The following is a 25070-nucleotide window of genomic DNA, read 5'->3' as shown; positions in this document are numbered from 1 at the left end:
AGCCCCCATGACCTCGGACACGGCGGCCGGGCCGGACCCCTGTGCTAGCGTGCGGGCCTTTCCACCATCGCTGCATGCCCATGTCCCAACTGCCGACGGCCCGCAAGGCCGCGAAAAGCGCGGCGCTCACCGTGCTCCTCTCCGCCGGCCTGGCCGCGACCCTGGGTGCCGCCCACGCCGAGGACGCTCCGAAGATGAAAGACCCCGCCGATCCCTTCGCCTGGCTCGAAGACGTCGAAGGGAGCCGTTCGCTCGACTGGGTCCGCGCGCAGAACGCGAAGACCGAGGCCGCGCTCACGACAACGCCGCAGTTCCGGCAGCTGGAAGGCGACATCCGCGAGATCCTCGATTCCAACGCCAAGATCCCGGGCGTCGAGAAGATCGGCACGTACTACTACAACTTCTGGAAGGACGCGCAGCACCAGCGCGGGCTGTGGCGCCGCACCACGCTGGACGAATACCGCAAGCCCGAACCGCAGTGGGAAACCGTGCTCGACCTCGACGCGCTCAACGCCGCCGAGAACGAGAAGTGGGTGTGGCACGGCGCGCAGTGCCTGAAGCCTGCGCAGCCCGGCGGTGCCTACGAGCGCTGCCTGATTTCGCTGTCGCGCGGCGGTTCCGACGCCGACGTCACCCGCGAATTCGACCTGAGCAGCAAGAGCTGGGTGAAGGACGGCTTTTATCGTCCCGAGGCCAAGGGCGGGCTGGGCTGGATCGATCGCGACCGCGTCTACGTCTATACGGACTTCGGCAAGGACTCGATGACGCCGTCGGGCTATCCGCGCATCGTCAAGGAATGGAAGCGCGGCACGTCGCTCGCCGCGGCGACGCAGGTGTACGCCGGCCAGGCCGACGACATGTACATCGCGGCCTTCCACGACGACACGCGCGGCTTCGAGCGCGACTTCGTCAGCCGCACGCTGGCCTTCTACAACGACGAGCTCTACCTGCGCGGTAGCGATGGCACGCTCGCGAAGATCGACGCGCCCAATTCCGCCAACAAGTCGGTGCACAAGGAGTGGCTGCTGCTGGAGCTGCGCGATCCGTATGAGGCCGGCGGCAGGACGTATCCGTCAGGCAGCCTGATCGCGACGAAGTTCGACGACTTCATGGCGGGCAAGCGCGACTTCACCGTGCTGTTCGCGCCGACCGAACGCACCTCGCTCTCGGGCTACGCGTGGACGCACAACCACCTCGTCCTCAACGTGCTGGAAGACGTCAAGAACCGCATCAGCGTGCTGACGCCGGCGGCCGGCGAGTGGAAGCGCGAGCCCTTCGTCGGCGCGCCGACCATCGGCACCGTCAGCGTCGCGCCGGTCGATGCCGAAGAAGGCGACGCGGTGTGGATGACCGCGACGGATTACCTCACGCCGACCACGCTGGCGATCGCGGACATTGGCCAGCAGCCGGAAGTGCTCAAGACCAACCCGGTGTTCTTCGACGGCAGCCGCAACGTCGTCGAGCAGCACTTCGCCACCAGCAAGGACGGCACCCGGGTTCCGTACTTCCTCGTCAAGCCGAAGGGCCTGAAGCTGGACGGCAGCGCGCCGACCCTGCTGTACGGTTACGGCGGCTTCGAGATCTCGCTGACGCCGGGCTATTCCGGAAGCGTCGGCAAGGGCTGGCTGGAGAAGGGTGGCGTGTACGCGGTCGCCAACATCCGCGGCGGCGGCGAATACGGCCCGCGCTGGCACCAGGCCGCGCTCAAGGCCAATCGCCACAAGGCGTACGAGGACTTTGCCGCGGTCGCGCAGGACCTGATCGCGAAGAAGGTGACCTCGGCCAAGCACCTGGGCGTGCAGGGCGGCAGCAACGGCGGCCTGCTCACCGGCAACATGCTGACGCAGTACCCGGACCTGTTCGGCGCCGTCGTCGTGCAGGTACCGCTGCTCGACATGAAGCGTTACAGCCACCTGCTCGCCGGTGCGTCGTGGATGGCCGAGTACGGCGATCCGGATACGACGGACTGGGAGTTCATCAGGACGTTCTCGCCGTACCACCTGTTCGATCCGGCGAAGCGGTATCCGCCGGTCATCTTCATGACCTCGACCAAGGACGACCGCGTGCATCCGGGCCACGCCCGCAAGATGGCGGCGAAGATGCTGGAAGCCGGCAAGGACGTGACCTACTACGAGAACATCGAAGGCGGCCACGGCGGCTCGGCCAACAATGCGCAGGCGGCGCATATGAGCGCGCTGGCGTATACGTTCCTGTGGGAAAAGCTGAAGTAGGGAAGATCAAAGCCCCTCTCCCTCCGGGAGAGGGGGTGAGGAGGAGCGATTGCGCGCCACTGGCGCGCGCTCCGACGAACGCCCGTCGGCTATGCCGACGGGCCGGCCAGGGTGAGGGTTCGGCGAAGCGGTGTTGGTGAACAACCAAGGAGATGCTCAGCGCTCCTTGCCATCTTCCCCGTCGCCCCAACCCCCCCTCCGCCGCACCCTCATCCGGCGCTACGCGCCACCTTCTCCCGGAGGGAGAAGGGAAGTGCGGAAGCGAAGAAATTCAGAGCCCCTCTCCCTCCGGGAGAGGGGTTGGGGTGAGGGTCCGGCGAAGCGGTGTTGGTGAACAACCGAGGAGCTGATCCGCGCTCCTTGCCGTCTTCCCCGTCGCCCCAGCCCCACCCCTCCGCCGCACCCTCATCCGGCGCTACGCGCCACCTTCTCCCGGAGGGAGAAGGGAAGTGCGGAAGCGAAGAAATTCAGAGCCCCTCTCCCTCCGGGAGAGGGGTTGGGGTGAGGGTCCGGCGAAGCGGTGTTGGTGAACAACCGAGGAGCTGATCCGCGCTCCTTGCCGTCTTCCCCGTCGCCCCAGCCCCACCCCTCCGCCGCACCCTCATCCGGCGCTACGCGCCACCTTCTCCCGGAGGGAGAAGGGAAGTGCGGAAGCGAAGAAATTCAGAGCCCCTCTCCCTCCGGGAGAGGGGTTGGGGTGAGGGTTCGGCGAAGCGGTGTTGGTGAACAATCGAGGAGCTGATCCGCGCTCCTTGCCGTCTTCCCCGTCGCCCCAGCCCCACCCCTCCGCCGCACCCCCATCCGGCGCTACGCGCCACCTTCTCCCGGAGGGGAGAAGGGAAGTGCGGAAGCGAAGAAATTCAGAGCCCCTCTCCCTCCGGGAGAGGGGTTGGGGTGAGGGTCCGGCGAAGCGGTGTTGGTGAACAACCGAGGAGCTGATCCGCGCTCCTTGCCGTCTTCCCCGTCGCCCCAGCCCCACCCCTCCGCCGCACCCTCATCCGGCGCTACGCGCCACCTTCTCCCGGAGGGAGAAGGGAGAGAGCAAAGCCCCTCTCCCTCCGGGAGAGGGGTTGGGGTGAGGGGCGGCGAAGCGGCAATGGCGAACAACCAGGAGTTTGTCCGCGCTCGTTGCCGTTCTCCCCGTCGCCCCAGCACCATCCCTCCGCCACACCCTCATCCGGCGCTTCGCGCCACCTTCTTCCGGAGGGAGACAAGCACCACGCTCCTTGCCGTCTTCTCCCTGCCCCAGCACTATCGCTTCGGCGTACCTGCGGCGTTCGCACGATCTCGACTAGGGCACGTCGGGGCGCCCGGCGCTTGTTCCGCGCCGCCGCTTTCACGGTTCGCACTCACCGCATCCGACCCAGTTGCGATATCCCTCCCTGGACCCCATCCATGAAGCCCACCTTCCTGCTGGCCACGCTGTTCACGAGCACGCTACTGATGACTACCCCCGCATCCGCCGCCCTCCCGCCGCCGCCCGACGCAGCGAAGAAGCCGCACGTGGTGAAGGCGCCGCACGGCGCCACGCGCACCGACGACTACTACTGGCTGCGCGACGACACCCGCAAGAACCCGGAGATGCTGGCGTACCTCAACGCCGAGAACGCCTACGCCGATGCCGTGATGCAGCCGCTGCGGCCGCTGCAGGACAAGCTCTACGAAGAGATCGTCGCGCGCATCAAGCAGGACGACGCCTCGGTGCCGTACCGCGAGCGCGGCTGGTGGTACTACTCGCGCTTCGAGACCGGCAAGGACTATCCGGTGCACGCGCGCCGCAGGGACGGCGCGGGCGTCGATGCCACCTCGATCCAGCAGGCCAACGCCGGCGCCGACTTCGCCACCGAGCAGGTCCTGCTCGACGTCAACGCAATGGCCGCCGGCAAGGACTATTTCAGCGTCGGCGATTACGAAGTCACCCAGGACAACACCATCCTCGCCTGGGCCGAGGACGACGTCGGCCGCCGCCAGTACACCATCCGCTTCAGGAACCTCGCCACCGGCGAGGTCTACGCCGACGCGGTGAAGGGCGTCTCGCCCAACCTGGTGTGGGCCGACGACAACAAGACCCTGTTCTACGTCGAGAACGACCCGGAAACCCTGCTCACCGTGCGCGTGAAGAAGCACGTGCTCGGCACGCCGGCGGCGCAGGACGAGCTGGTATACGAGGAGCACGACGACAGCTTCTACATGGGCATCTCGCGTACCCGCGACGACCAGTTCATCTGCATCGAGGTCAGCAGCACCGTCTCCGACGAACTGCGTTGCGCGCCCGCGGCAGATCCGAAGGACTTCGTCGTCCTCGCCCCGCGCGAACGCGACGTCGAATACGACGCCGACCACCACGGCGGCCGCTGGGTGATCCGCACCAATGCTCCGGATTCGAACGGCAAGCCCGCGAAGAACTTCAAGCTAGTCACCGCGCCGACGGGCGCGACCTCGCGCAAGGAATGGAAGGACTGGATCCCCGCGCGCGACGACGTCTACATCGACGGCTTCGAGCTGTTCGACGGCTTCACCGCGATCGCCGAGCGTTCCGAAGGCCTCGAGCGCGTACGCGTGCTCGCCAACGACGGCAAGTCCGAGCACGTGAAGGCCGACGAGCCGGCGTACTCGATGGGCCTGGCGACGAATGCCGAACCCGACACCGAGTGGCTGCGCTACAGCTACACCTCGATGACCACGCCGAACACCACCTACGAGCTCAACACGAAGACCGGCGAGCGCCGCCTGCTCAAGCGCGATCCGGTGCCGGGTTATGACCCGGGCCAGTACACCACCGAGCGCCTGTGGGCGACCGCGCGCGACGGCACCAGGATCCCGGTGTCGCTCGTGTACAAGAAGGGGTTCAAAAAGGACGGCACCGCCGCGCTGCTGCAGTACGGCTACGGCAGCTACGGCCTGTCGATGGACCCGGGCTTCAGCAACACCGTGGTCAGCCTGCTCGACCGCGGCATGGTCTACGCCATCGCCCACATCCGCGGCGGCGAGGAAATGGGTCGCGCCTGGTACGACGACGGCAAGCTGTTCAAGAAGAAGAACACCTTCACCGACTTCATCGACGTCACCGATTTCCTGGTGAAGGAAGGCTATGCGGCCAGGGACCGTGTCGCTGCGCATGGCGGCAGCGCCGGTGGCCTGCTGATGGGCGCCATCAGCAACATGGCGCCCGACCGCTACCGCGTGATCCTGACCCAGGTGCCCTTCGTCGACGTGGTCACCACCATGCTCGATCCGACCATCCCGCTCACCACCAACGAATACGACGAGTGGGGCAATCCGGAAAAGAAGGATTCCTACGACTACATGCTGTCGTATTCGCCCTACGACAACCTGACCGCGCAGGCGTATCCGGCGATGTTCGTCGGCACCGGCCTGTGGGACTCGCAGGTGCAGTACTACGAACCGGCCAAGTACGTGGCGAAACTGCGCGACCTGGACACCTCGGGCCGCACGGTGATCTTCCGCACCAACATGGACGCCGGCCACGGCGGCAAGTCCGGCCGCTTCCGCAGCTACAGGGAACGCGCGGAGATGTACGCCTTCATGCTGGATCAGCTGGGTGTGACCGCGGACAAATAAGCGCCGTCGCCCGCCCCGTCGCCATCCCCGCAGCCACACCGTCATCCCCGCGAACGCGGGGATCCATGACGTTGCTCCTCGTCAGTGGATCCCCCGGCGCGGGATGATGGCCGCCGCATGATCCCCGCATGACCTCGACCCGCTTCCGCTGGCTCTGGTGGCTGCTGGCCTACGCCAGCCTGGGCCTCGGGCTGGTCGGCATCGTCGTACCCGGATTGCCGACGGTGCCGTTCGTGCTGCTGGCCGCCTTCGCCGCGACGCGCGGTTCGCAGCGCCTGCGCGCGTGGTTGCTGGCGCACCGCCACTTCGGCCCGCTGATCCACGACTGGGAAGCACACGGCGCAGTCAGCCGCCGCGCCAAGCGCCTGGCGACCGGGATGATGGCGCTCTGCGCGGTGGTGATGTTCCTCACCGCGCCGCGGGTGTGGATGGCGGCGACCGGCACCGCCACCATGGCCCTCGTCGCCGCCTGGTTGTGGCGGCGGCCGGAACCGCGTTGAGGCATCCGCGAAAGCAGCGCGCGCGATGACGCGGGCCGACAACGCCGCGCGCTACACTCCCGCCATGAACGCAACCCGCCTCGCCACCATCGCATTCGCACTGGCCCTGCTGGCCGGCTGCGGCAACAAGGGCCCGCTGGTGCTGCCGACGCCGCCGATCGATCCGGCCACCGCGCCGGCGGACACGACGCCGACCGAAAGCACCCCGACCGAAACCGCGCCCACGCCCGCCACGCCGACCGAAACCGAACCGGCCGAACTGCCCGCGCCGCCGCCGGTCGACGAACGCACCCCGCCGCCGGCCGAAACCACGCCGCCGCCGCCGGAAGAAGCGCCGACGGAGGACGAAACGCCGCCCCCGCCCGCCACCGACACCGGCGGCAATGGCTGAAGCCGCCCCCTCGTCCGTGGCTGCCGCGCCACACGCCGGGCGCGTGCTGCGTTTCAGCAAGATGCACGGCGCCGGCAACGACTTCGTCGTGATCGATCTGCGCGATGGCACGACCACGCTCGATCCCGCGCTGTGCCGCGTGCTCGGCGACCGCCACACCGGCGTGGGCTGCGACCAGATCCTCACCATCGAAGCGCCGCGCAGCGCCAGCGCGGTGGCGAGCTACCGCATCTGGAATTCCGACGGCTCGCTCGCGCGCCAGTGCGGCAATGGTGCGCGCTGCGTGGCCGCGTGGCTGCTGCGCGACGGCACCGCGCAGGGCGACCGCTTCGACGTCGACAGCCCGGTCGATACGCACCACGTCGAGCGCCTCGCCGACGACCCGCTTGGAAACAACGTGTTCCGCATCGCCATGGGCGTGCCGCGCTTCGCCCCGGCCGACGTGCCGCTGCACGGCTTCGATGCGATGCGCGACGAATACGTGCTCGAGTACAACGACGCCGTCTACAGCTTCGGCGCGGTGTCGATGGGCAATCCGCATGCGGTGATCGAAGTCGACGACGTCGCCGCCGCGCCGGTGGAACCCGTCGCGCAGCTGCTGCAGTCGCTGCCGGCGTTCCCCGACAGCGTCAACGTCGGCTTCGCCCGCGTCGAAGCGCGCGATCGCGTGCGCCTGCGCGTGTACGAGCGCGGCGCCGGCGAAACCCTGGCCTGCGGCAGCGGCGCGTGCGCGGCCGCGGTGGTGCTGATGCGACGCGGCCGCGTGGATCGCGAGCTCACCATCGCGCTGCCCGGCGGCGAGTTGCAGATCGCCTGGCCGCGCGACGACGCGCCGGTCACCATGGCCGGTCCGGCCGCATTCGTGTTCGAAGGAACCTTCCTCATAGGAGCAGGCTTGGCATGAGCGATGTGCAGGAAAAGCTCGGTGCGCATGAAGTCGCCGCGTGGTTGCGCCGGCATCCGCAGTTCCTCAAGCAGTTCCCCGACCTGGCGCTGAGCCTGGTCGTGCCGCGCGACGAAGGTCCTGCGGCGTCGCTGGCGAGTTACCAGCTGGAAGTGTTGCGCGACAAGAACCGCGAACTCGCGCGCCGGCTGCAGGACCTGTTCGCCAACGCGCAGGAGAACGAGCGCCTGGCGGTGCGCACGCACCAGCTCACGCTCGCGCTGATGAAGCAGCACAGCGCCGCCGACACCCTGCGCGCGATGGCCGCGACGCTGGCCGAGGACTTCAACGGCGACCTGGTGCGGATCGTCACGTTCGCGCCGGTGCCCGGGCTCGAGGACGCCGAGTGGCTGCAGCACATCGCCGCCGACGACGCGCGCCTGCACCCGTTCCGCGACTTCATCGCCGGCAACGAACCGCTGTGCGGCCGCCTGCAGCCGGAGAAGCACGCGCTGCTGTACGGCGTGCGCGCCGAGGAAGTGCAGTCCAGCGCACTGCTGCCGGTCGCCGGCGTCGGCCTGGTCGCAGTGGGCAGCCGCGATCCCAACCGCTTCTTCCCCGGCATGGGCACGCTGTTCCTGCGCATGATGTGCGAGGCGCTGGGCGTGGCGTTGCGGCGGTATGGGTCCTAGTCGCTGCTGCCGCAGTTGTGGTCGCTGTTGCTGTTGCCGTCGTAGTTGCTGTTGCTTTTGCTCGTCATTCCCGCGAAAGCGGGAATCCAGTGTCTTGCTTTCGTCCCCACGGCATGACTCTGCTTCCCCAAAGCAATGACAAAGGCAACCGCCAACATGACCGGACATTCGTCCGCTGAAAGCCGCGGGGATGACGAGCAAAAGCCAGCGCCCGCCGCCCTCGACGACTTCCTCGCCTACCTCGCCGTCGAGCGCCAGGTCTCCGCGCACACCCTCGACGCCTACCGCCGCGACCTCTCCGCGCTCGCGCAATGGGCCACCGGCAAAGGCCACGGCGACATCGAACACCTGCACGCCGACCAGCTGCGCGCCTTCTCCGCCGACGAGCATCGTCGCCAGCAATCGCCCAAGAGCATCCAGCGCCGCCTGTCCGCGTGTCGCAGCTTCTACGCGTGGCTGTTGAAGCACGGCCGCATCGCCGCCAATCCCGCCGCGGCCGTGCGCGCACCCAAGGCGCCGCGCAAGCTGCCGCAGGTGCTCGATCCGGACGAAGCCAAGGCGCTGGTCGAAGTCCCCACCGACGCACCGCTGGGCCTGCGCGACCGCGCGCTGCTCGAACTGTTCTATTCCTCCGGTCTGCGCCTGAGCGAACTGTGCGCATTGCGCTGGCGCGACCTCGATTTCGATGAAGCCCTCGTCACGGTGCTGGGCAAGGGCCGCAAGCAGCGCAGCGTGCCGCTGGGTTCGCACGCGCGCAATGCGTTGCAGGAATGGCGCGCATCGACCGGCGCCGCCGCGGACGCGCCGGTATTCCCGGGCCGCAACGGCCCGATCACGCCCCGCGCGATCCAATTGCGCGTACGCCAGCTCGCGCAGCAGCAGGGCCTGTTCAAGCGGGTGCATCCGCACCTGCTGCGGCATTCCTTCGCCAGCCACATCCTGGAATCCTCCGGCGACCTGCGCGGCGTGCAGGAACTCCTGGGCCATGCCGACATCGCCACCACGCAGATCTACACGCACCTGGACTACCAGCACCTGGCCAAGGTGTACGACGCCGCGCATCCGCGGGCGAAAAGAAAGAAGTAGGGCGGGCTTGCGCCCGCCGTGGGGAACAAGAGCGCCCCTCATCCGGCGCTGCGCCCATAGCGGGCGACTGTCCGCTTCGACCTTCTCCCCGCGATGCGGGGAGAAGGGAATCACTTCCCTCCCACAGGATTCCCTGGCGTGGGTACTTCCTCCCTCGCTCTGCCCCGGCCCTTGCGCCATGCGCAAGGGCCGGGGCAGAGCGAGGGACAGCCTCGCGAAGTCGCGTAGCGGGCAGGGTGAGGGGACGTCGCGTGCCCGGGAGCCACGCACGCATCGCCCCCGCATCAAGCCAACGTGAAGCAACCCACCACCAACATGCCCATGACTTCCCGCCCGCTTGAACCCCCGCACCAAGGCCCCCAACTCGGTGGAACCCCACGGAGACCCCCATGGACCCCAGCCGCAATCCCGACGTCTTCCACGCCACCACCATCGTGTCGGTGCGCCGCAACGGCCGCGTCGCCGTCGCCGGCGACGGCCAGGTCACGCTCGGCCACACGGTGATGAAGTCGAACGCGCGCAAGGTGCGCCGCCTCGGCCGCGACGGCCAGGTGCTCGCCGGTTTCGCCGGCGCCGCCGCCGACGCCTTCACCCTGTTCGAACTGTTCGAAGCCAAGCTCGAGAAGCACGGCCAGCTCACCCGCGCCGCGGTGGAACTGGCGAAGGAATGGCGCACCGAACGTCGCCTGGGCAAGCTCGAAGCGCTGCTGATCGTCGCCGACAGGGAAACCTCGCTGATCGTCGGCGGCACCGGCGACGTGATCGAACCCGAGGACGGCATCGTCGCGATCGGTTCCGGCGGCCCCTACGCGCTGTCCGCCGCGCGCGCGCTCGCCGCGCACACCGAACTGGATGCGAAGGCAATCGCCACCGAGGCGCTCAACATCGCCGGCGACATCTGCATCTATACCAATCGGAACATCGTGGTGGAGGAGTTGGGTGAATGAAGGCGGGAGTGGGGAATAGGGAATAGGGAACGAACGTTTCTCGCCGCTTTCCGTCCTCAGCCCTTCACCGCATCCGACCGTCGTCGCCAACTTCCGTTCCCCATTCCCTGTTCCCCATTCCGGCTTCTCAAATCCCCATGTCCCCCAAACCCGACACCACCCACGCCACCATGACCCCGCGCGAGATCGTGCAGGAGCTCGACAAGCACATCGTCGGCCAGCACTCCGCCAAGCGCGCCGTCGCCATCGCCCTGCGCAACCGCTGGCGCCGCATGCAGCTCGCGCCGGAACTGCGCGACGAAGTCATGCCCAAGAACATCCTGATGATCGGTCCCACCGGCGTCGGCAAGACCGAGATCGCGCGGCGCCTGGCCACGCTCGCCAACGCACCGTTCGTGAAGGTCGAAGCCACGCGCTTCACTGAAGTCGGCTACGTCGGCAAGGACGTCGAGCAGATCGTGCGCGACCTCGCCGACACCGCGGTGAAGATGTACCGCGAGCAGGCCAAGCAGCGCGTGCGCACGCAGGCGGAGGAACAGGCCGAAGACCGCATTCTCGAAGCCCTGCTGCCGCGCCGCGCGGTGACCCTGTTCGGCTTCCAGGGCGATCCCGAAGGCGTGCAGAACGAGCAGCCGCCCAAGGAATCCGAAGCCGACGACAAGACCCGCGCCAAGCTGCGCAAACAGCTGCGCGCCGGCGAACTCGACGACCGCGAGATCGAGATCGACTTCGCCGTCAACGTCGGCGTCGACATCATGGCGCCGCCCGGCATGGAGGAAATGGGACAGCAGCTGCGGCAGATGTTCTCGCAGGTCGCCGGCAGCAAGACCCACAAGCGCAAGCTGCCGATCCGCGCCGCGCGCGCGCAGCTGATCGAGGAAGAGGCCAGCCGCCTGGTCAACGAGGAAGACGTGCGCGACGCCGCGATCGAAGCCTGCGAGCAGCACGGCATCGTCTTCATCGACGAGATCGACAAGGTCGCCAAGCGCAGCGACGCCGGCATGGTCGGCGGCGATGTCAGCCGCGAAGGCGTGCAGCGCGACCTGCTGCCGCTGGTGGAAGGCTCCACCGTCAGCACCAAGTACGGCTCGGTGAAGACCGACCACATCCTGTTCATCGCCTCGGGCGCGTTCCACCTCGCCAAGCCCTCGGACCTGATCCCCGAACTGCAGGGCCGCTTCCCGATCCGCGTCGAACTGGGCGCGCTGAGCAAGGACGACTTCGTCCGCATTCTCACCGAGCCCAAGGCCGCACTGACCACCCAGTACGTCGAGCTGCTGAAGACCGAAGGCGTGACCCTGACATTCGCCCCCGACGCGATCGAACGCCTCGCCGAGATCGCCGCCCAGGTCAACGAACGCCAGGAAAACATCGGCGCCCGCCGCCTGCACACCGTGCTGGAACGCCTGCTCGACACCCTCAGCTTCGAAGCCCCCGATCGCGACGGCACGTCGATGACGATCGACAAGGCCTACGTCGACGCGCACCTCAACGAGCTGGTGAAGGATCCGGATCTGAGCCGGTACATCCTTTAAGTCGCCAGATCTTTCCGCCCGCAAGCCGATGCTTTCCGCCCGCAAGTCGATGCTTCCGCCCGCAAGTCGATGCTTTCCTTCTCCCCGCACAGCGGGGAGAAGGTGCCCGAAGGGCGGATGAGGCGCGCTTTTTGCCGTTGCTTTGGTGATTCCGGATCGACCTACGAATCCGCAAGCCCCGATCAGCGCGCGATCGCTCCCATCAACTGGTCGCGTAGATCACCATTGGCCAAACTCGCCATCAGGTACACGCCGCGGCCCTTGCTGCGCTTGGCCCATAGGTCGCCTACCAGACGTTTTTCTTCTTCCTGATCGGCGGTGAAGCGATCGCCGCCCTTGTACTCGACCACCAACAAACGATCGTCCTTCAGTTTCGCCACGAAGTCCGGATAGGTGCGTTGCTTCGCGGTAGGCATCCAGAACTGACTTTGGTGCACCAGGTTGCGTACCCAAAAGCCGACATCGTCCAGCAGGTCGATCTGCCGCGCGCACTCGAATTCCTCGCCGACGTTCTTCAGGTCGCCGGGCACCGGGTAGTAGTGCTTCCGGAACCGGTAGCTACCGCGGTAGTAGTCGTGTGCCGGATAACGCGCCATGTTCGCCGGATAATGGAAGCCGTGATCGGGGCCATCGTCGGTGACAATCTCCAGCGCTCCGCCGAACAGCGCCTGCTGGAAGCCCTTCCGGTAGGCCCGGTCCTTTGCGACCAGCAGTTGTTCGGCCAGCTTGCGGCGCAGGATGAATTGCCCCTTCAACAGTTGCGCCAGCGAGAACCCGCGATCCTCGAGCAGGCCGCGTACGGCGCGTCGTAGCCACTCGCGCAGCACCGGTTGCTTGATCGAGGGATCGCGGACTTCCAGATCCAGCCAGCCGACCAGGTCCGCTTCGCTGCGATCCTGTGCGAAGCCGGGCAGGTAAGTAGCCACGTCGTCCTTGACCGCGTGGTAGCTGACGCCGCGGCCATCGAGGTCGACCTCGAAGGTCATGCTGTCGTCATTGAAGCGGAAGCTCGACAGGTCCGGCGGGCTCGCCAGCAGGTCCCATTTGAAATCGGTGGCGACCATGCCGCGGTCGATCAGTTCGAGTTCGCCTTGTTCGATTGTGCAGAGGCGCGGTACGCGGAATACTTCACCGCGCTCGCTCGGCGCCTTGGCGGCGGCGGTCAGGTCGAGGTGGCGTTCGACCTGCGCGGCGAGTTCGTCGCGCTTGCCAGGAGGCGCGGTGAGAATGATGGCCTCGCCTGTTTCCGGCTGGATCTCGTCGGTGATCTCGACGATACCGCCGTTGCCGTTCTCGTTGGCGATGAACACCACACGCTCCGTGTCTCGCGCGGGAACGCCGGAAAGGTCCGGAGCCTTGCGTACCTCGATACGAGTGGTCGGCAGTGCCGGCGCCAGGACTTCGCCGCCTTTGAGCTCGAGCTCACCCGGTCGTGCACTTTCCCGGCGGATCGCCGTGGCCGCTTCCATCGGATTGAAGCCAATATTGACCAGCGATTGCGTTAGTTCGCCTGCAGCCCTGCCGAAACTGTCGCTGACGACATGCGCATACGCCTTGTTCATGGCTTCCTGTCTTCGCCGCGTGGCATGGGGCATGCGCAGCACGCGGCCAAGCAGCTGCTGGATATCCTTGTCGCTCCTGACCTGCGCCACCGAGCAGAACACGTAGGCGAAAGAGCAGTCCCAACCCTCCTTCAGCGCCTGCTTGGTGATGACAACTTCGATGGGGCAATCCTTCGCGAACAGATCGATGCCGTCGATCCCACGCTGATCGCCGGTGGCGACCGCGACTGCATTTTCGTGCAACCCGTCGGTTTCGATCAGGTGCTTCCTCACTTCCGCGACGGTGGCCGCGCCGCGGGCGCTCTCGGCCTGCACCAGCAGGATCGGACGGATGTAGTCCGGCTCGTCCATTGCGATCTTTGCCAGCGACTTGCGCCGTGCCACCGCGCTGCTCACCGCCGCCTGCCATTCGCCGTTGTGCTCCTTTAGCACTACGGGGAACTTGATCATGTCCTCGGCCTTCAGTTCGAAGGCCGACACGCTAACCAGCACGTTGGAGCTCGCGACATCCGGTGTCGCCGTCAGCTCGACAACGCCGCGCGGGCCTAGACGCTCGTAAACCGCATAGGACAGTGGTGTGGTGGCGTTGTGCGCCTCATCCATGATTACCAGCGCGCCGTGCAGCTTCAGCAGATTGGCGAATGAAGCCAGCGCCTTGCCGTCCGCGCCCTTGTCCAGGTAATCCAGTTCCTTGGTGCTGCCGGCGAAATGCGCCTCCAGGTCCTCGTGGTGCTCGTAGACCTTGCGACCTTCCTTGTCGGTCACCCGCAACGCGGCCACCGTGGAAATGACGACACAGACCCGGGCCCCCACATCTGCGGGTCGCATCTGCGCGAAATCGGCCACGTCGAACACAGCGACCTGTCCGCCGAACGCGTCGTCGAGTTCCTGCCGATACGGGTGGCGCGGGTCGAGGAAAGCATCCAATGTCTGCGTCTTGATCTGGGTGGTGGGCACCATCCACAGCACCAGCGGGAACTGGCGATCCAGCAGCGCTCGCCCGGCGGACTGGATGATGTGCGCACCCATCACGGTCTTGCCGCCTCCGGTCGGAATGCGCAGGCAGACGTAAGGAACGGTCGGCAAGCCGGGCATCGGCTTGTATTGATCCAGCAGCCCCTTGTCCACCGTTTGCGCGAAAGCAGACGCAGCGTCCTGGACGCGAGCGGCTTCGAAGTAGCGCTCCAGGCTGTCGAGCGCACGTCGCTGGTACAGCTTTAGGGCGAGGCTCATGTCAGCGCGCCTTGATGTCGTAGGGCGTCTGCCGGAACGCGATGCCCAGTTCGTGCAGCTGCTCCTCAGGCAAAGCGCAGGCTTCACCGTAGATCACCTTCGGTCCGTCGAACGGATGCAGCGAGCGCAGCACGCGCCGGGTCAGCACATTGCCGCCGGATCGGGTGTCGTCGCCCAGGATGCCGTTGAACAGCAGGTAGTAGCCGGTGCCGTTGTGCTCGCCGAGGAAGGCGTCCTTCTTCGCCCGTGTCGAACGCGCGGTGCCGGTCTCGGCGAACCAGACGTGCGCGGCGAGATGCTCGAAGCGGATGCCGTCCCGGATGTGGCCGTTCTCGTCGAACACGGGAACGCCGAGCTTGTAGTAGCGGAAGCCGCCGCCGCCTTGCCATTCGACGGCTTCGGAAATGCCACCCTGTTCGCCGTCGACTACTTTCTTCAGCCGTGGTTGGCAGTGAGTGCGGGCGTGGCCTCCCATCTCGACGCCAATCCAGCGACGGCGCATCTTGTGCGCGACGGCGGTGGTGGTGCCGCTGCCGAGGAAGCTGTCGAGGACGAGGTCGCCCTCCTTGGTAGCGATATGAATAACTCGTTGAAGCAAACGCTCCGGCTTTGGAGTCATGAAGTTTTCGTCGCCAAATATCGCCACGACTTCCTTCTTCGCTTCCTGCGTATTACCGACTTCCGAATTTAGCCACAGTGTCTGCGGAACAACTCCCTGCTTGACCTCTGAAAGAAACCGTTTGATGCGGGGGTTGTTATTTCCGTCTGCACCCCACCAGATGCGGCCGTTTCGATCCATTTCGAGAAATTTTTCCTTGGATACGCGCCAATACATCCCATTGGGTGGACCTGGCACGACGCGGCCGCTAGGGCATGCGATCGGATATGTTCCGGCGCCATAGAAGTTTCGCGCGGAGAGGTCGCCTGAAGTCCAAGGTCCCCGAGGGTCGTTGTCGGGGTTCTTATAGCTCGCATTCTGTTTTTCAGAACGTGGCATCTCGTTTGGACGCCAGGCTTCGGCGTTCTTCGCATAAACGATCATGTGGTCGTGATCAACGGAAAAGTGCTTCGCCGTGTTCTTGGGTGAAAAGACCTTTTGCCAGATTACGTTGGCGATGAAATTCTTTCGTCCGAAGACCTCGTCGCACATGACTTTGAAGTAGTGCGCCTCGTTGTCGTCCAGCGTCACCCAGATAGAGCCATCTTCCGACAACAGCTCGCGCAACAACTCCAGCCGCGGATACATCATCGACATCCACTGCGAATGCTCGATGTTGTCGTCGTAGTGCTCGAACGCACTTCCGGTGTTGTAGGGCGGATCGATGAAGACGCACTTCACCTGCCCCGCGTAGTACGGAAGCAATGCCTTGAGCGCATCGAGGTTGTCGCCCTCGATGAGCATGTTCGGGGAATCGGGTTCGCCGTAAGAGAGGTTGGCCACCGGTTCCAGCAGCCGGTAGGGCGCCAGCGCCGCACGCGTCAGGTCCGCATCGCGGTTGAACCAGGACAGCAGCGGCATCTAGGTCTGCCCCGTCCGAACGTACCCGTGTGCGCCGCGTCTGACCGCGACGCGGCAGCCCGTTGCCCGGCAGAGGACCGGTGCGCTGCGGGTCGGTGTGGCCGACGGGGATGCGGGCATCTAACGAATCGGGTTCGTAACTAACCCGATAAGTTAAACATGTTGAACCCAAAACGTTAATAGCGTCCTCGCGGCCTTCGTAACTTCGCTGGCCATGAAAGACGAGCGCCAAGAGTTTTCGCGACGACTGGCCCAGGCCATGGAAAAGGCCGGCTACAAGCCGCGCCCCGGCGAGCTCCACAAGGCGTTCAACAGCAGCTACGCGGGCACGTCGGTGTCCGAAATGACCGCTTCGCGTTGGTTGAGCGGCAAGGCGATTCCAGCCCAGGACAAGTTGCAGGTATTGGCTGCGCTATTTGGTGTCGAGCCTCACGCGCTGCGTTTCGGTAGCAGGAAGGTGGCCGTCGCCGACGACCGCGCCGGGTGGGCCGAGGCCATCACGGCCCAAGACCGCGCGATGTTGGACGCGTTTCTGTCGCTGCCTGCGAAACAGCGGGGGTTGGTGCGTGAACTGGTCGCAGCGTTGGCGGCCGCGGGCGCGAGCAAGGGTTGAGCCTCGGTACGGTGCGGCCGCCGGTGGTTGAGTAGCGGCGGGACATTCGGGCGTCACGTCCCCTCACCCTGCGTTGCTTCGCAACGCTGTCCCTTGCTCTGCCCCAGCCCTTGCGCATGGCGCAAGGGCGTTCAGTCGGACATGCGCCAGTGGCGCATAAGCGTCCGCCTTCACCCCGCAAGCGGGGCGAGGGGAAATAAAAGCGGGGGCTGGCAGAGAACGCCCTCAACCTTCGGCCACCACCTTCCCCTCCCCATCCACCACCACCCGCACGCGGCGTTCGCCGTGATAGAAGCTCGCGCGCCAGAAGCCGCTGTCTTCGCCGGTGCCGCGTTCGCACAGGACGGTGATCTTCCGGTCGGCCATCAGCTGGCGGAAGGTCGCCACGTCCAGGCCGAGGCCGCGGGCGATGCGGGCGCCGTCGATTTCGATGGGCGGCGCGGGCGCTGCGTCGAGCAGGTCGATCGGGATGGCGGGCCGTGGCATCGGCACAGGTTGCGGGTGCGTCGCGCCACGCGCCATGACCTGCGTCAGGTGCTACGGCGACGCCGTGCGTTGTGCGGCGTGGTTCGACACCCGGGGTAACGCCAGGCGTCGGAATATCAGCGCTGCACGCGGTGCGGGTCGCGCCTACTTCGTCTGCGCCGCCGCCTGCTTGCGGGGATCGTCCGCCGGGTTGATGTAGTTGATCTCGAACGGGCCCGTGCTGTTGATCTGCACGACGGCACCGTTCTTCGTGCTGGCTTCGTGCTGCATGTGCGCGGGCAGCATCACGTAGTCGCCGGGGACGAAGTCGGCTTCGTGCGCGTCGGTGGTTTCGCCCATGGACAAGGTGACGTCGCCTTCGACCACGGTGACCTGTTCGTCGGTGGGGTGCCAGTGGCGCGGGACGCGGTAGCCGGGCGGGGCTTTGAGGCGGATGGCGAAGGGGCCGGGCTTGCCGGGATCGCCGGCCAGCACGAAGGCCTGGGCGCCGGGCGGCAGCGAGGGCGGTGCGTCGCCCCACTGAATAGTGGCGGCATGCACCATCGCGTGGCTGGAGGTTTTGGCGGCAGGCGCGGGTTGCGGTTCCGCGGCGAGCAGCGCGCCGGGCAGCAGGCACAGGCCGAGCAGGAGGAACGGTTTCATGGACGCATCTCCGGGGTGATGGTCCGTCGCGGTGCCGTAGCGGACCGGGAGGAGGAAGCCGACGGCGCGAAGCGGCCGTGGCAACGCGCATTGTTCGCCGCGTTCGTTAACGCGATGCGATAACGCGCCACGGCACTCAGCCCAGTCGCTGCATTCCCGACCAGCGGCCGCCCGGTGGCAGATGCACGGGCTCCAGCACCTGTCCGGCCTCGACGCAGAGGAAGCGGCGATGCTCGCCGGGCGCGAGGTCGGCGATGCCGGCGGCGAGCGTTGCGCCCGGATTCCACACCACCGTGTCGGCGAAGCCGTGCTGGTCGATGCGCAGGCGATGCGGGCCGTCGTGCAGGGACAGCGGATGCAGCGGCGCGACGTAGATGCGATCGGTTTCGGCGTTGAAGCGCAGTTCCGCCGTGGTCTGCTGCCGCACCGCGCCGCCCGCGGTGCTGTCTTCGTAGCGGCGTCCGGCCAGTCCGTGCAGGGCGACGGCGTCGAGATCGGTGACGGCCAGGTAGGTGTGCAGGGCGGCGCTGAAGGCGAATTCGTGCGCGCCGGTGTTCTCGATCTCCAGCGCGACGGTCAGCACGCCGGCATCGAGCCCGACATGCAGGCGCGCGCGGAAGGCGTGCGGCCACGCCGCGCTGGTCGCGCCCGGCACCAGCTCGAAGGTCGCACGGTCGCTGACGCCGACCAGGCGCCACGGCGTGGTGCGGGCAAAGCCGTGCTTGGGCAGCGCTCCGCGCCCGGCGAACTGCGGAAAGATCACCGGGATGCCGCCGCGGATCGCCGTGCCCGCGCCGTAGTGCGCGCGTGCGCTCAGGAACAGGCGTTCGCGGCCATCGGCGGGGATCCACGAGAGAACGTGCGCGCCGTGCAGGGCGACCAGCGCGGTCGCGCCGTCGCGGCCGACCAGACGGAGGCAGGGCGTTTGCTGGAAGGTGGTGGGCTGGGCTTGCATCGGGGCGGGGTGGTTGGAGCGCTTTCAACGCGTCGCTGCGGCGGAACCGTCGCGTGGACCGCAGGAGCGCCCCGTGGGCGCGACCGGCGGGACCACGGGCGTGCGCGTCGCGTCGCCTCAATCCTCGCCGATGTCCTCGTTCCACACTTCGGGATGGGCCGCGATCCACCCGCCGAGCATCTCGATGCATTCGTCGTCGCCCAGGTCGATCACGTTGACGCCGTTCTCGCGCAGCCAGTCGATGCCGCCGCGGAAGTTCACCGATTCGCCGACCACCACGGTGCCGATGTTGAACTGCCGCACCAGGCCGCTGCAGTACCAGCACGGCGCGAGCGTGGTGACCATGATCGTGTCGCGGTAGCGGCGCTGGCGGCCGGCCTTGCGGAAGGCGTCGGTCTCGCCGTGCACGGACGGATCGCCTTCCTGCACACGGCGATTGTGGCCGCAGCCGAGCAGCACGCCGTCGTTGCGGTAGAGCGCGGCGCCGATGGGAATGCCGCCTTCGGCCAGGCCCTGGCGGGCTTCGGCAACGGCGGTGGCGAGGAGGGCGCGGTAGTCGGGGGCTTCGAGCATGGGGGCGGGGGCGTCGGGTGGGGGCGTGGGGTGGGGGTGATGCTGAAGGAGAAGGCGGGAATGGGGAATAGAGAATAGGGAATAGGGAGTAGGGAACGCCTGGGTGCAGCGAGCTGTGGTGTGCCGTGGCGGGATCGGGAAATTGACCGCGAGGGATGTCCACCCGCCATGAATCTCCCATTCCCCATTCCCCATTCCCTATTCCCTATTCCCGTCTTCCAAACCCCCAGATGCAATAATCCCCGCATGAGCGAACACGACACCTCCCGCGGCACCACCCACTTCGGCTTCCGCGACGTGCCCGTCGCCGAGAAGCAGAAGCTGGTCGGCGAAGTCTTCTCCTCGGTCGCCGGCAAGTACGACCTGATGAACGACCTGATGTCGCTGGGCATCCACCGGGTGTGGAAGCGCTACTTCGTCGGCACCTGCCAGGTGAAGCGCGGCGACCGCGTGCTCGATCTCGCCGGCGGTACCGGCGACATCGCCCTGCTGCTGCGCGACCGCGTCGGCGCGACCGGCAGCATCGTGCTGGGCGACATCAACGGCGAGATGCTCAAGGTCGGCCGGGACCGCATGACCGATCGCGGCGTGGTGGCAGGCATCGAGTTCGTCGAATGCAATGCGGAGAAGCTGCCCTTCCCCGATGCCAGCTTCGACCTGGTCACCATCGCCTTCGGCCTGCGCAATGTCACCGACAAGGACGCCGCGCTGCGCGAGATGCAGCGCGTGCTCAAGGTGGGCGGGCAGGCGCGGGTGCTGGAGTTCTCGGAAGTGAAGGCGGACTGGTTCAAGCCGATCTACGACTTCCACTCCTTCAACATCCTGCCGAAGCTGGGCAAGCTGTTCGCGAACGACGCCGACAGCTACCAGTACCTGGCCGAGTCGATCCGCAAGCATCCGCCGCAGGACGAACTGAAGGCGATGATGGAAGCGGCAGGCTTCGCGCGTTGCTCGTACAGGAACCTGAGCGCGGGCATCGTGGCGATCCATACCGGCTACAAGGCCTGAGCCACGCCGGCATCTGAATCGTTTTGTTTTCTCCCTCACCCGCACGGGTGAGCGCGGCTGTGCATCACTCAGCTTTGTGATGCACGCCGATATGCTCGACCGTGGCGACTTTGCCGCAACCGGACGAACGTCCTATGGCGGGCCTGGGTGTCTATCGCGCGCTTTCTCGGGTGTTCCCGCACTCGTTCCGCGCCAAGCTCATGGCCGTCGTCGCCGGCTGCACGTTGCTTCCGCTCGGGGTCTTCCTGGCGTGGTTGCTCTTGCATGACGGCCCCACCCAGCAGCAACTGGTGCTGAGCGTCTCGCTGACCGTGATCGTCACGCTGCTGGGCGTGCTGGCCGCACTGTTCCTGCTCTACCACCTGTTGACGCCGCTGCGGATGATGGTGGACGTGGTGCAGGCGTATCAGCACGAGCACCGCCTGCCCGAACTGCCCGAGGACGGTCGCGACGAAGTCGGCCTGCTCATGCGCGGCATCAACTGCGGCCTGCGCGAGATCGACGACGGCATGCGCGAACTCGAAAAGCATGCGCTGGAGGATCCGCTGACCCATGCGCTGAGCCGGCGCGGCAGCGATCGCAGCCTGCACGAATGCATCGAGCACGCCGAGCAGGGCCAGCCGCTGATGCTGTACGTGCTCGACGTCGACAACCTCAAGCCGGTCAACGACGTGTACGGCCATGCGGCGGGCGATCGCATGCTCACCGATCTCGTCACGACGTCGCAGCGCTGGCTGCGCGATCACGACTGGATCGGTCGCTGGGGCGGCGACGAATTCCTGATCTGCATCCACGACGAACCGAGCCCGGCGAACGAGCGCGTGCAGCACTGGCTGCGCGACCTCGCCGCGCCGCGCCCCGACGGCATTCCCATCAGCGTGAGCATCGGCTGCGCGCAGTACCGCCCGGGCACGGATGCGGCGGAGCTGTACCGCGAGGCCGATGCCGCGATGTATGCCGCCAAGGCGCGGGGCGGGTCGATGCTGGTGTGCGACGACGGCGACCATGGCGGCCACGGTGGTCACGACGGATCGCTGCGGCGGTTGGCCAGCGGCTGAGGCGGCTGTACGGAATCTGGCGGTTCGCCGGAATGGGGGACCCGGTCGCGCCCGTGGGGGCGCCCTTGCGGTGCGGTGCCGCGACGGCGGGTGTTGCGCCTGTAGTACCGGCCCATGCCCGCGACGATCGCGCCGGCCACGACGCCCGCGTCCAGGGCGCTACACTCGGCGCTTTCCCACGCACGCAGGTCCTGTTCCATGCGCCATTCGATCCTGATGCTGTCCCTCGCGGCCGCGCTCGCCGCCACCAGCGGCTGCCAGCGCGCGGCCACTCCCGCCGACGAGGCGGCGACCGCCGCCACCGCTCCCGCCACGGCCACCCGCATGATCGACGAGCATTCGTATGCCCAGCCCGACAAGGTCAGGACCAAGGACCTGGCACTGGAACTGAAGGTCGACTTCGACAAGAAGGTGCTCGACGGCAGCGCCACGCTGACGCTGGACTGGCTGGACCCGAAGGCCACGCAGCTCGTGCTCGACACCCGCGATCTGACCATCGGCAAGATCGTCGGCGAGCGCAGCGACGGCAAGTGGGAAGACCTCAAGTACACGCTGGCCCCCGCCGACAGGATCCTGGGCAGCAAGCTCACCATCGAGACGCCCAAGCGCAATCCGCGCGTGCGCATCACCTACACGACCTCGCCCGATGCGTCCGGCCTGCAGTGGCTGACCGCCGCGATGACCGAAGGCAAGAAGACGCCCTTCATGTTCAGCCAGTCGCAGCAGATCCACGCGCGTTCGTGGGTGCCGCTGCAGGACACGCCGAGCGTGCGCTTCACCTACACCGCGCACGTGATGGCGCCGCAGGACACGATGGTGGTGATGAGCGCGGCGATGGAGCCGGGCAACGACAATTCCGGCGACAAGCGCGACGGCGACTACACGTTCCGGATGACGAACGCGATTCCGTCCTACCTGCTCGCGATCGGCGTCGGCGACCTGGTGTTCAAGCCAATCAGCGAGCGCAGCGGCGTGTGGGCCGAGCCGGCGTCGGTCGATCGCGCCGCGAACGAATTCTCGGACACCGAGAAGATGATCCAGACCGCCGAGAAGCTGTACGGCCCGTACCGCTGGGAACGCTACGACATGCTGCTGCTGCCGCCGTCGTTCCCGTACGGCGGCATGGAGAACCCGCGCATGACCTTCCTGACGCCGACCGCGATCGTCGGCGACAAGTCGCTGGTCTCGCTGATCGCGCATGAGCTCGCGCACAGCTGGTCGGGCAACCTGGTGACCTTCTCCACCGCCAAGGATGCGTGGCTCAACGAGGGCGTCACCACCTACGTGGAAGGTCGCATCGACGAGGAGCTGTACGGCAAGGAACGCGCCGACATGGAGCGCGTGATCGCGCGCAACGAGCTCAGGCAGGAGTTCACCGAGGAGAACAAGCCGTTGCAGGTGCTGGCCGGCATTCCGGGTGAGCTCAAGGATCCCGACGACAACCTGGGTTCGACGGTCTACGCCAAGGGCGCGTGGTTCATGCAGTTCCTCGAGCAGCGCTTCGGTCGCGCCGACTTCGATGCGTTCCTGCGCGGCTACTTCGACCACTTCGCGTTCCAGTCGATCTCCTCGCAGCAGTTCGCCGATTACGCCAAGGCCAACCTCCTGGACAAGTACCCGGGCAAGGTGACGCAGGCCGAGTTCGACGAATGGCTGCACCAGCCGGGCATCCCGGCCACCGCGCCGCAGGTGACTTCGGCGCGCTTCGACGCGGTCGATGCCGCGCGCAAGGCCTTCCTCGACGCCGGCACGCTGCCCGCCGCCGACGCGACGAAGCAGTGGACCACGCAGGAGTGGGTGCACTTCATCGAAGGCATGCCGGAAACGCTCAAGCCCGAACAGCTGGCGGCGCTCGACCAGGCCTTCCATTTCACCGGTACGCCCAACGGCGAGATCGCCCAGCGTTGGTACCCGCTGGCGGTGCGCAGCGGCTACACGCAGGCCAACGGCGAGATCGCGAAGTTCCTGCAGCGCGTGGGTCGTCGCAAGCTGATCATGCCGACCTACAAGGAACTGGTGAAAACGCCGGAAGGCCTGAAGCTGGCGGAAGACGTGCTGGCGAAGGCGAAGCCCGGCTATCACCCGATCACGACGGGATCGGTGGAGGCGACGATTGCCGAGGCGAAGGCAAAGGCGTCGGCGAAGTAAGTTTTGTACACCCCTCACCCTGCTTCGCTGCGCGAAGCGGTCCCTCTCCCCGTTTCACGGGGCGAGGGGCAGTTCCTTCTCCCCGCGTGCGGGGAGAAGGTGGCGCGAAGCGCCGGATGAGGGGCGATCGGAGCGGGAAGGCGTGAGCGCGACAAGCCTTGCAAGAAGCCACACCCCTCACCCTGCTTCGCTGCGCGAAGCGGTCCCTCTCCCCGTTTCACGGGGCGAGGGAGGTCAAGTCCTTCTCCCCGCGTGCGGGGAGAAGGTGGCGCGAAGCGCCGGATGAGGGGCGAGCGGAGCGGGAAGGCGTGAGCGCGACAAGCCTTGCAAGAAGCCACACCCCTCACCCTGCTTCGCTGCGCGAAGCGGTCCCTCTCCCCGCTTCGCGGGACGAGGGAGCAGTACGGCGGCGTCGCAAGTAATGCGAGCCCCACGCAGAAGCCTTCTGCGCCGGACAACCGTCATTGCCATCGGGCTGGTGGCGATAGCATTCGCCGCCATGGCGCTGGACCCCTACCGCCTGGTCCGTCTGGAATTCACCCGCGAACGCCTTGCCGCGGGTCTCTCATCCGCCAGCATCGACGTCGCCGGCCACCGCTGGGTCTACGCCTACAACGACGACGCGCCACGCGACGCGCCGGTGGTCGTGATGATCCACGGCTTCACCGGGATGAAGGAGAACTGGTACCCGCTCGCGCAGCGCCTGCGCGGGCGCTACCGCTTGCTGATTCCCGACCTGCCCGGGTGGGGCGAGAGCGAACGCAGGGCGGGCGCCGACTACGGTTTCGTCGCCCAGGCCGCGCGCGTGGATGCGTACATCCGCGCACTGTCGCCGGACCGGCCAGTGGTGCTGCTCGGGCATTCGATGGGCGGCGGCATTGCGGCGGTGACGGCGGCGCGGCATCCGCGCGAGGTCGCGCGCGTGGGCCTGTTCGATGCGGCGGGCGTGCGTTTCCGGGACAACGCCTTCGGACGCGAAGTCCTGGCCGGGAAGAATCCGTTCGCCGTCACCGATGCGGCGTCGTTGCGACGCTACATCGACACGGTCTTCCACGATCCGGCCGCGAAACCCGCCGTCCCGTGGCCGGCGTCCGTCGGCGTGATCGAGCGGCGCCGCCGCGATGCCGGATTCGAACAGCGCGTGCTCGACCGCATCGGCCGCGGTCCGGAACGGTTCGTGCCCGGCGATGACGCCGCGCGCATCCGCCAGCCGGCCCTGCTGCTGTGGTGCCGGCAGGACGCCGTGATCGATCCCAGCGCGCTCGCGCTGTACGCTGCGCGCATGCCGCAGGCGCAGCAGGTGCTGCTCGACGGCTGCGGCCACATGTCCATCGTGGAGCGTCCCGATGCCGTGGCCGCCGCGGTGAGCCGGCTCGCAGACCCGCCGTAGCAGCGCCCCATTGGCGCGATCCACGATCGGTACCGC

The 25070-nt window shown here is 67.0% G+C and carries 21 protein-coding genes; 14 read left to right on the top strand and 7 right to left on the bottom strand.

The window, feature by feature from the left end:
- Nucleotides 1–80 precede the first annotated feature (80 nt).
- The 9 genes from ACFPN1_RS09265 to hslU all read left to right on the top strand — a co-directional run bounded on the left by ACFPN1_RS09265 (nucleotide 81) and on the right by hslU (nucleotide 11847).
- Complete coding sequence (locus tag ACFPN1_RS09265) at nucleotides 81–2231, top strand: prolyl oligopeptidase family serine peptidase (protein ID WP_386754855.1); 2151 nt, start codon at nucleotides 81–83, stop codon at nucleotides 2229–2231.
- Between the two features lie 1395 nt (nucleotides 2232–3626).
- Nucleotides 3627–5813, top strand: a complete 2187-nt coding sequence (locus ACFPN1_RS09260; protein WP_386754607.1) for a S9 family peptidase — start codon at nucleotides 3627–3629, stop codon at nucleotides 5811–5813.
- Between the two features lie 128 nt (nucleotides 5814–5941).
- Nucleotides 5942–6313 carry a YbaN family protein gene (locus ACFPN1_RS09255; RefSeq protein ID WP_386754606.1) on the top strand — a complete coding sequence of 124 codons (372 nt, stop codon included), beginning with the start codon at nucleotides 5942–5944 and terminating at the stop codon, nucleotides 6311–6313.
- Nucleotides 6314–6377: 64 nt separating this feature from the next.
- Nucleotides 6378–6704 carry an LPS translocon maturation chaperone LptM gene (lptM, locus tag ACFPN1_RS09250; RefSeq protein WP_386754605.1) on the top strand — a complete coding sequence of 109 codons (327 nt, stop codon included), beginning with the start codon at nucleotides 6378–6380 and terminating at the stop codon, nucleotides 6702–6704.
- A 16-nt stretch (nucleotides 6705–6720) separates the two neighbouring features.
- The gene (gene dapF / locus ACFPN1_RS09245; protein WP_386754854.1) at nucleotides 6721–7608 is read left to right on the top strand and encodes a diaminopimelate epimerase; all 888 of its coding nucleotides are present in this window, start codon (nucleotides 6721–6723) and stop codon (nucleotides 7606–7608) included.
- Nucleotides 7605–8279 (top strand): DUF484 family protein, encoded by a 675-nt coding sequence (locus ACFPN1_RS09240; RefSeq protein ID WP_386754604.1) that lies wholly within the window; start codon nucleotides 7605–7607, stop codon nucleotides 8277–8279. Before dapF ends, ACFPN1_RS09240 begins: the two co-directional genes overlap by 4 nt.
- A gap of 156 nt (nucleotides 8280–8435) precedes the next feature.
- Nucleotides 8436–9365 carry a tyrosine recombinase XerC gene (gene xerC / locus ACFPN1_RS09235; protein ID WP_386754603.1) on the top strand — a complete coding sequence of 310 codons (930 nt, stop codon included), beginning with the start codon at nucleotides 8436–8438 and terminating at the stop codon, nucleotides 9363–9365.
- Nucleotides 9366–9754: 389 nt separating this feature from the next.
- Nucleotides 9755–10312 (top strand): ATP-dependent protease subunit HslV, encoded by a 558-nt coding sequence (gene hslV / locus ACFPN1_RS09230; protein WP_386754602.1) that lies wholly within the window; start codon nucleotides 9755–9757, stop codon nucleotides 10310–10312.
- A gap of 137 nt (nucleotides 10313–10449) precedes the next feature.
- Nucleotides 10450–11847: an ATP-dependent protease ATPase subunit HslU gene (gene hslU / locus ACFPN1_RS09225; RefSeq protein ID WP_386754601.1), complete on the top strand. Its 1398-nt coding sequence runs from the start codon at nucleotides 10450–10452 to the stop codon at nucleotides 11845–11847.
- Between the two features lie 182 nt (nucleotides 11848–12029).
- Here hslU and ACFPN1_RS09220 read toward each other — a convergent pair whose 3' ends face one another.
- Both ACFPN1_RS09220 and ACFPN1_RS09215 read right to left on the bottom strand, forming a co-directional pair.
- A complete protein-coding gene (locus ACFPN1_RS09220) occupies nucleotides 12030–14642 on the bottom strand; it encodes a DEAD/DEAH box helicase (RefSeq protein ID WP_386754600.1) in 2613 nt (870 codons plus the stop codon).
- 1 nt (nucleotide 14643) lies between these two features.
- A complete protein-coding gene (locus ACFPN1_RS09215) occupies nucleotides 14644–16161 on the bottom strand; it encodes a site-specific DNA-methyltransferase (protein WP_386754599.1) in 1518 nt (505 codons plus the stop codon).
- Nucleotides 16162–16375: 214 nt separating this feature from the next.
- On the opposite strand from ACFPN1_RS09215, the gene ACFPN1_RS09210 reads away from it, so the two are divergent.
- Nucleotides 16376–16774 (top strand): hypothetical protein, encoded by a 399-nt coding sequence (locus tag ACFPN1_RS09210; RefSeq protein WP_386754597.1) that lies wholly within the window; start codon nucleotides 16376–16378, stop codon nucleotides 16772–16774.
- A 225-nt stretch (nucleotides 16775–16999) separates the two neighbouring features.
- On the opposite strand, the gene ACFPN1_RS09205 is transcribed toward ACFPN1_RS09210, so the two are convergent.
- The 4 genes from ACFPN1_RS09205 to ACFPN1_RS09190 all read right to left on the bottom strand — a co-directional run bounded on the left by ACFPN1_RS09205 (nucleotide 17000) and on the right by ACFPN1_RS09190 (nucleotide 19430).
- Nucleotides 17000–17260, bottom strand: coding sequence for a DUF6522 family protein (locus ACFPN1_RS09205; protein ID WP_386754596.1), 261 nt, complete (start codon nucleotides 17258–17260; stop codon nucleotides 17000–17002).
- Nucleotides 17261–17404: 144 nt separating this feature from the next.
- Entirely contained in the window at nucleotides 17405–17902 is a 498-nt protein-coding gene (locus ACFPN1_RS09200; RefSeq protein ID WP_386754595.1) for a cupin domain-containing protein, read from the bottom strand.
- A 136-nt stretch (nucleotides 17903–18038) separates the two neighbouring features.
- The gene (locus tag ACFPN1_RS09195; protein WP_386754594.1) at nucleotides 18039–18857 is read right to left on the bottom strand and encodes a D-hexose-6-phosphate mutarotase; all 819 of its coding nucleotides are present in this window, start codon (nucleotides 18855–18857) and stop codon (nucleotides 18039–18041) included.
- A gap of 117 nt (nucleotides 18858–18974) precedes the next feature.
- Entirely contained in the window at nucleotides 18975–19430 is a 456-nt protein-coding gene (locus ACFPN1_RS09190) for a nucleoside deaminase (protein WP_386754593.1), read from the bottom strand.
- Between the two features lie 246 nt (nucleotides 19431–19676).
- Here ACFPN1_RS09190 and ubiE point away from each other — a divergent pair, with 246 nt between their 5' ends.
- Both ubiE and ACFPN1_RS09180 read left to right on the top strand, forming a co-directional pair.
- Nucleotides 19677–20438, top strand: a complete 762-nt coding sequence (ubiE, locus tag ACFPN1_RS09185) for a bifunctional demethylmenaquinone methyltransferase/2-methoxy-6-polyprenyl-1,4-benzoquinol methylase UbiE (RefSeq protein ID WP_386754592.1) — start codon at nucleotides 19677–19679, stop codon at nucleotides 20436–20438.
- A 134-nt stretch (nucleotides 20439–20572) separates the two neighbouring features.
- Nucleotides 20573–21496: a GGDEF domain-containing protein gene (locus ACFPN1_RS09180; protein WP_386754591.1), complete on the top strand. Its 924-nt coding sequence runs from the start codon at nucleotides 20573–20575 to the stop codon at nucleotides 21494–21496.
- On the opposite strand, the gene ACFPN1_RS09175 is transcribed toward ACFPN1_RS09180, so the two are convergent.
- Nucleotides 21460–21696, bottom strand: coding sequence for a hypothetical protein (locus tag ACFPN1_RS09175; RefSeq protein WP_386754590.1), 237 nt, complete (start codon nucleotides 21694–21696; stop codon nucleotides 21460–21462). The two genes, ACFPN1_RS09180 and ACFPN1_RS09175, sit on opposite strands and share 37 nt — an antisense overlap.
- On the opposite strand from ACFPN1_RS09175, the gene ACFPN1_RS09170 reads away from it, so the two are divergent.
- Both ACFPN1_RS09170 and ACFPN1_RS09165 read left to right on the top strand, forming a co-directional pair.
- Entirely contained in the window at nucleotides 21695–23644 is a 1950-nt protein-coding gene (locus ACFPN1_RS09170; RefSeq protein ID WP_386754589.1) for a M1 family metallopeptidase, read from the top strand. The genes ACFPN1_RS09175 and ACFPN1_RS09170 overlap by 2 nt on opposite strands.
- Nucleotides 23645–24143: 499 nt before the next feature.
- The gene (locus tag ACFPN1_RS09165) at nucleotides 24144–25034 is read left to right on the top strand and encodes an alpha/beta fold hydrolase (protein ID WP_386754588.1); all 891 of its coding nucleotides are present in this window, start codon (nucleotides 24144–24146) and stop codon (nucleotides 25032–25034) included.
- Nucleotides 25035–25070 lie beyond the last annotated feature (36 nt).

The organism is Lysobacter yangpyeongensis (genome assembly GCF_042655745.1).
Classification (GTDB): domain Bacteria; phylum Pseudomonadota; class Gammaproteobacteria; order Xanthomonadales; family Xanthomonadaceae; genus Agrilutibacter; species Agrilutibacter yangpyeongensis.
This window is presented reverse-complemented; position numbering and strand designations above follow the sequence as displayed.

What these genes read in the sequence shown, in the direction of transcription:
- ACFPN1_RS09195 (WP_386754594.1), bottom strand. Translation starts at nt 18,857, where the DNA reads ATGCAAGCCCAGCCCACCACCTTCCAGCAAACGCCCTGCCTCCGTCTG.
- ACFPN1_RS09170 (WP_386754589.1), top strand. Translation starts at nt 21,695, where the DNA reads ATGCGCCATTCGATCCTGATGCTGTCCCTCGCGGCCGCGCTCGCCGCC.
- hslV (WP_386754602.1), top strand. Translation starts at nt 9,755, where the DNA reads ATGGACCCCAGCCGCAATCCCGACGTCTTCCACGCCACCACCATCGTG.
- ACFPN1_RS09200 (WP_386754595.1), bottom strand. Translation starts at nt 17,902, where the DNA reads ATGAAACCGTTCCTCCTGCTCGGCCTGTGCCTGCTGCCCGGCGCGCTG.
- ACFPN1_RS09240 (WP_386754604.1), top strand. Translation starts at nt 7,605, where the DNA reads ATGAGCGATGTGCAGGAAAAGCTCGGTGCGCATGAAGTCGCCGCGTGG.
- ACFPN1_RS09180 (WP_386754591.1), top strand. Translation starts at nt 20,573, where the DNA reads ATGGCGGGCCTGGGTGTCTATCGCGCGCTTTCTCGGGTGTTCCCGCAC.
- ACFPN1_RS09220 (WP_386754600.1), bottom strand. Translation starts at nt 14,642, where the DNA reads ATGAGCCTCGCCCTAAAGCTGTACCAGCGACGTGCGCTCGACAGCCTG.
- xerC (WP_386754603.1), top strand. Translation starts at nt 8,436, where the DNA reads ATGACCGGACATTCGTCCGCTGAAAGCCGCGGGGATGACGAGCAAAAG.
- ACFPN1_RS09210 (WP_386754597.1), top strand. Translation starts at nt 16,376, where the DNA reads ATGAAAGACGAGCGCCAAGAGTTTTCGCGACGACTGGCCCAGGCCATG.
- lptM (WP_386754605.1), top strand. Translation starts at nt 6,378, where the DNA reads ATGAACGCAACCCGCCTCGCCACCATCGCATTCGCACTGGCCCTGCTG.
- ACFPN1_RS09255 (WP_386754606.1), top strand. Translation starts at nt 5,942, where the DNA reads ATGACCTCGACCCGCTTCCGCTGGCTCTGGTGGCTGCTGGCCTACGCC.
- ACFPN1_RS09175 (WP_386754590.1), bottom strand. Translation starts at nt 21,696, where the DNA reads ATGGAACAGGACCTGCGTGCGTGGGAAAGCGCCGAGTGTAGCGCCCTG.
- ACFPN1_RS09165 (WP_386754588.1), top strand. Translation starts at nt 24,144, where the DNA reads ATGGCGCTGGACCCCTACCGCCTGGTCCGTCTGGAATTCACCCGCGAA.
- ACFPN1_RS09190 (WP_386754593.1), bottom strand. Translation starts at nt 19,430, where the DNA reads ATGCTCGAAGCCCCCGACTACCGCGCCCTCCTCGCCACCGCCGTTGCC.
- hslU (WP_386754601.1), top strand. Translation starts at nt 10,450, where the DNA reads ATGTCCCCCAAACCCGACACCACCCACGCCACCATGACCCCGCGCGAG.
- ACFPN1_RS09265 (WP_386754855.1), top strand. Translation starts at nt 81, where the DNA reads ATGTCCCAACTGCCGACGGCCCGCAAGGCCGCGAAAAGCGCGGCGCTC.
- ACFPN1_RS09215 (WP_386754599.1), bottom strand. Translation starts at nt 16,161, where the DNA reads ATGCCGCTGCTGTCCTGGTTCAACCGCGATGCGGACCTGACGCGTGCG.
- ubiE (WP_386754592.1), top strand. Translation starts at nt 19,677, where the DNA reads ATGAGCGAACACGACACCTCCCGCGGCACCACCCACTTCGGCTTCCGC.
- ACFPN1_RS09260 (WP_386754607.1), top strand. Translation starts at nt 3,627, where the DNA reads ATGAAGCCCACCTTCCTGCTGGCCACGCTGTTCACGAGCACGCTACTG.
- ACFPN1_RS09205 (WP_386754596.1), bottom strand. Translation starts at nt 17,260, where the DNA reads ATGCCACGGCCCGCCATCCCGATCGACCTGCTCGACGCAGCGCCCGCG.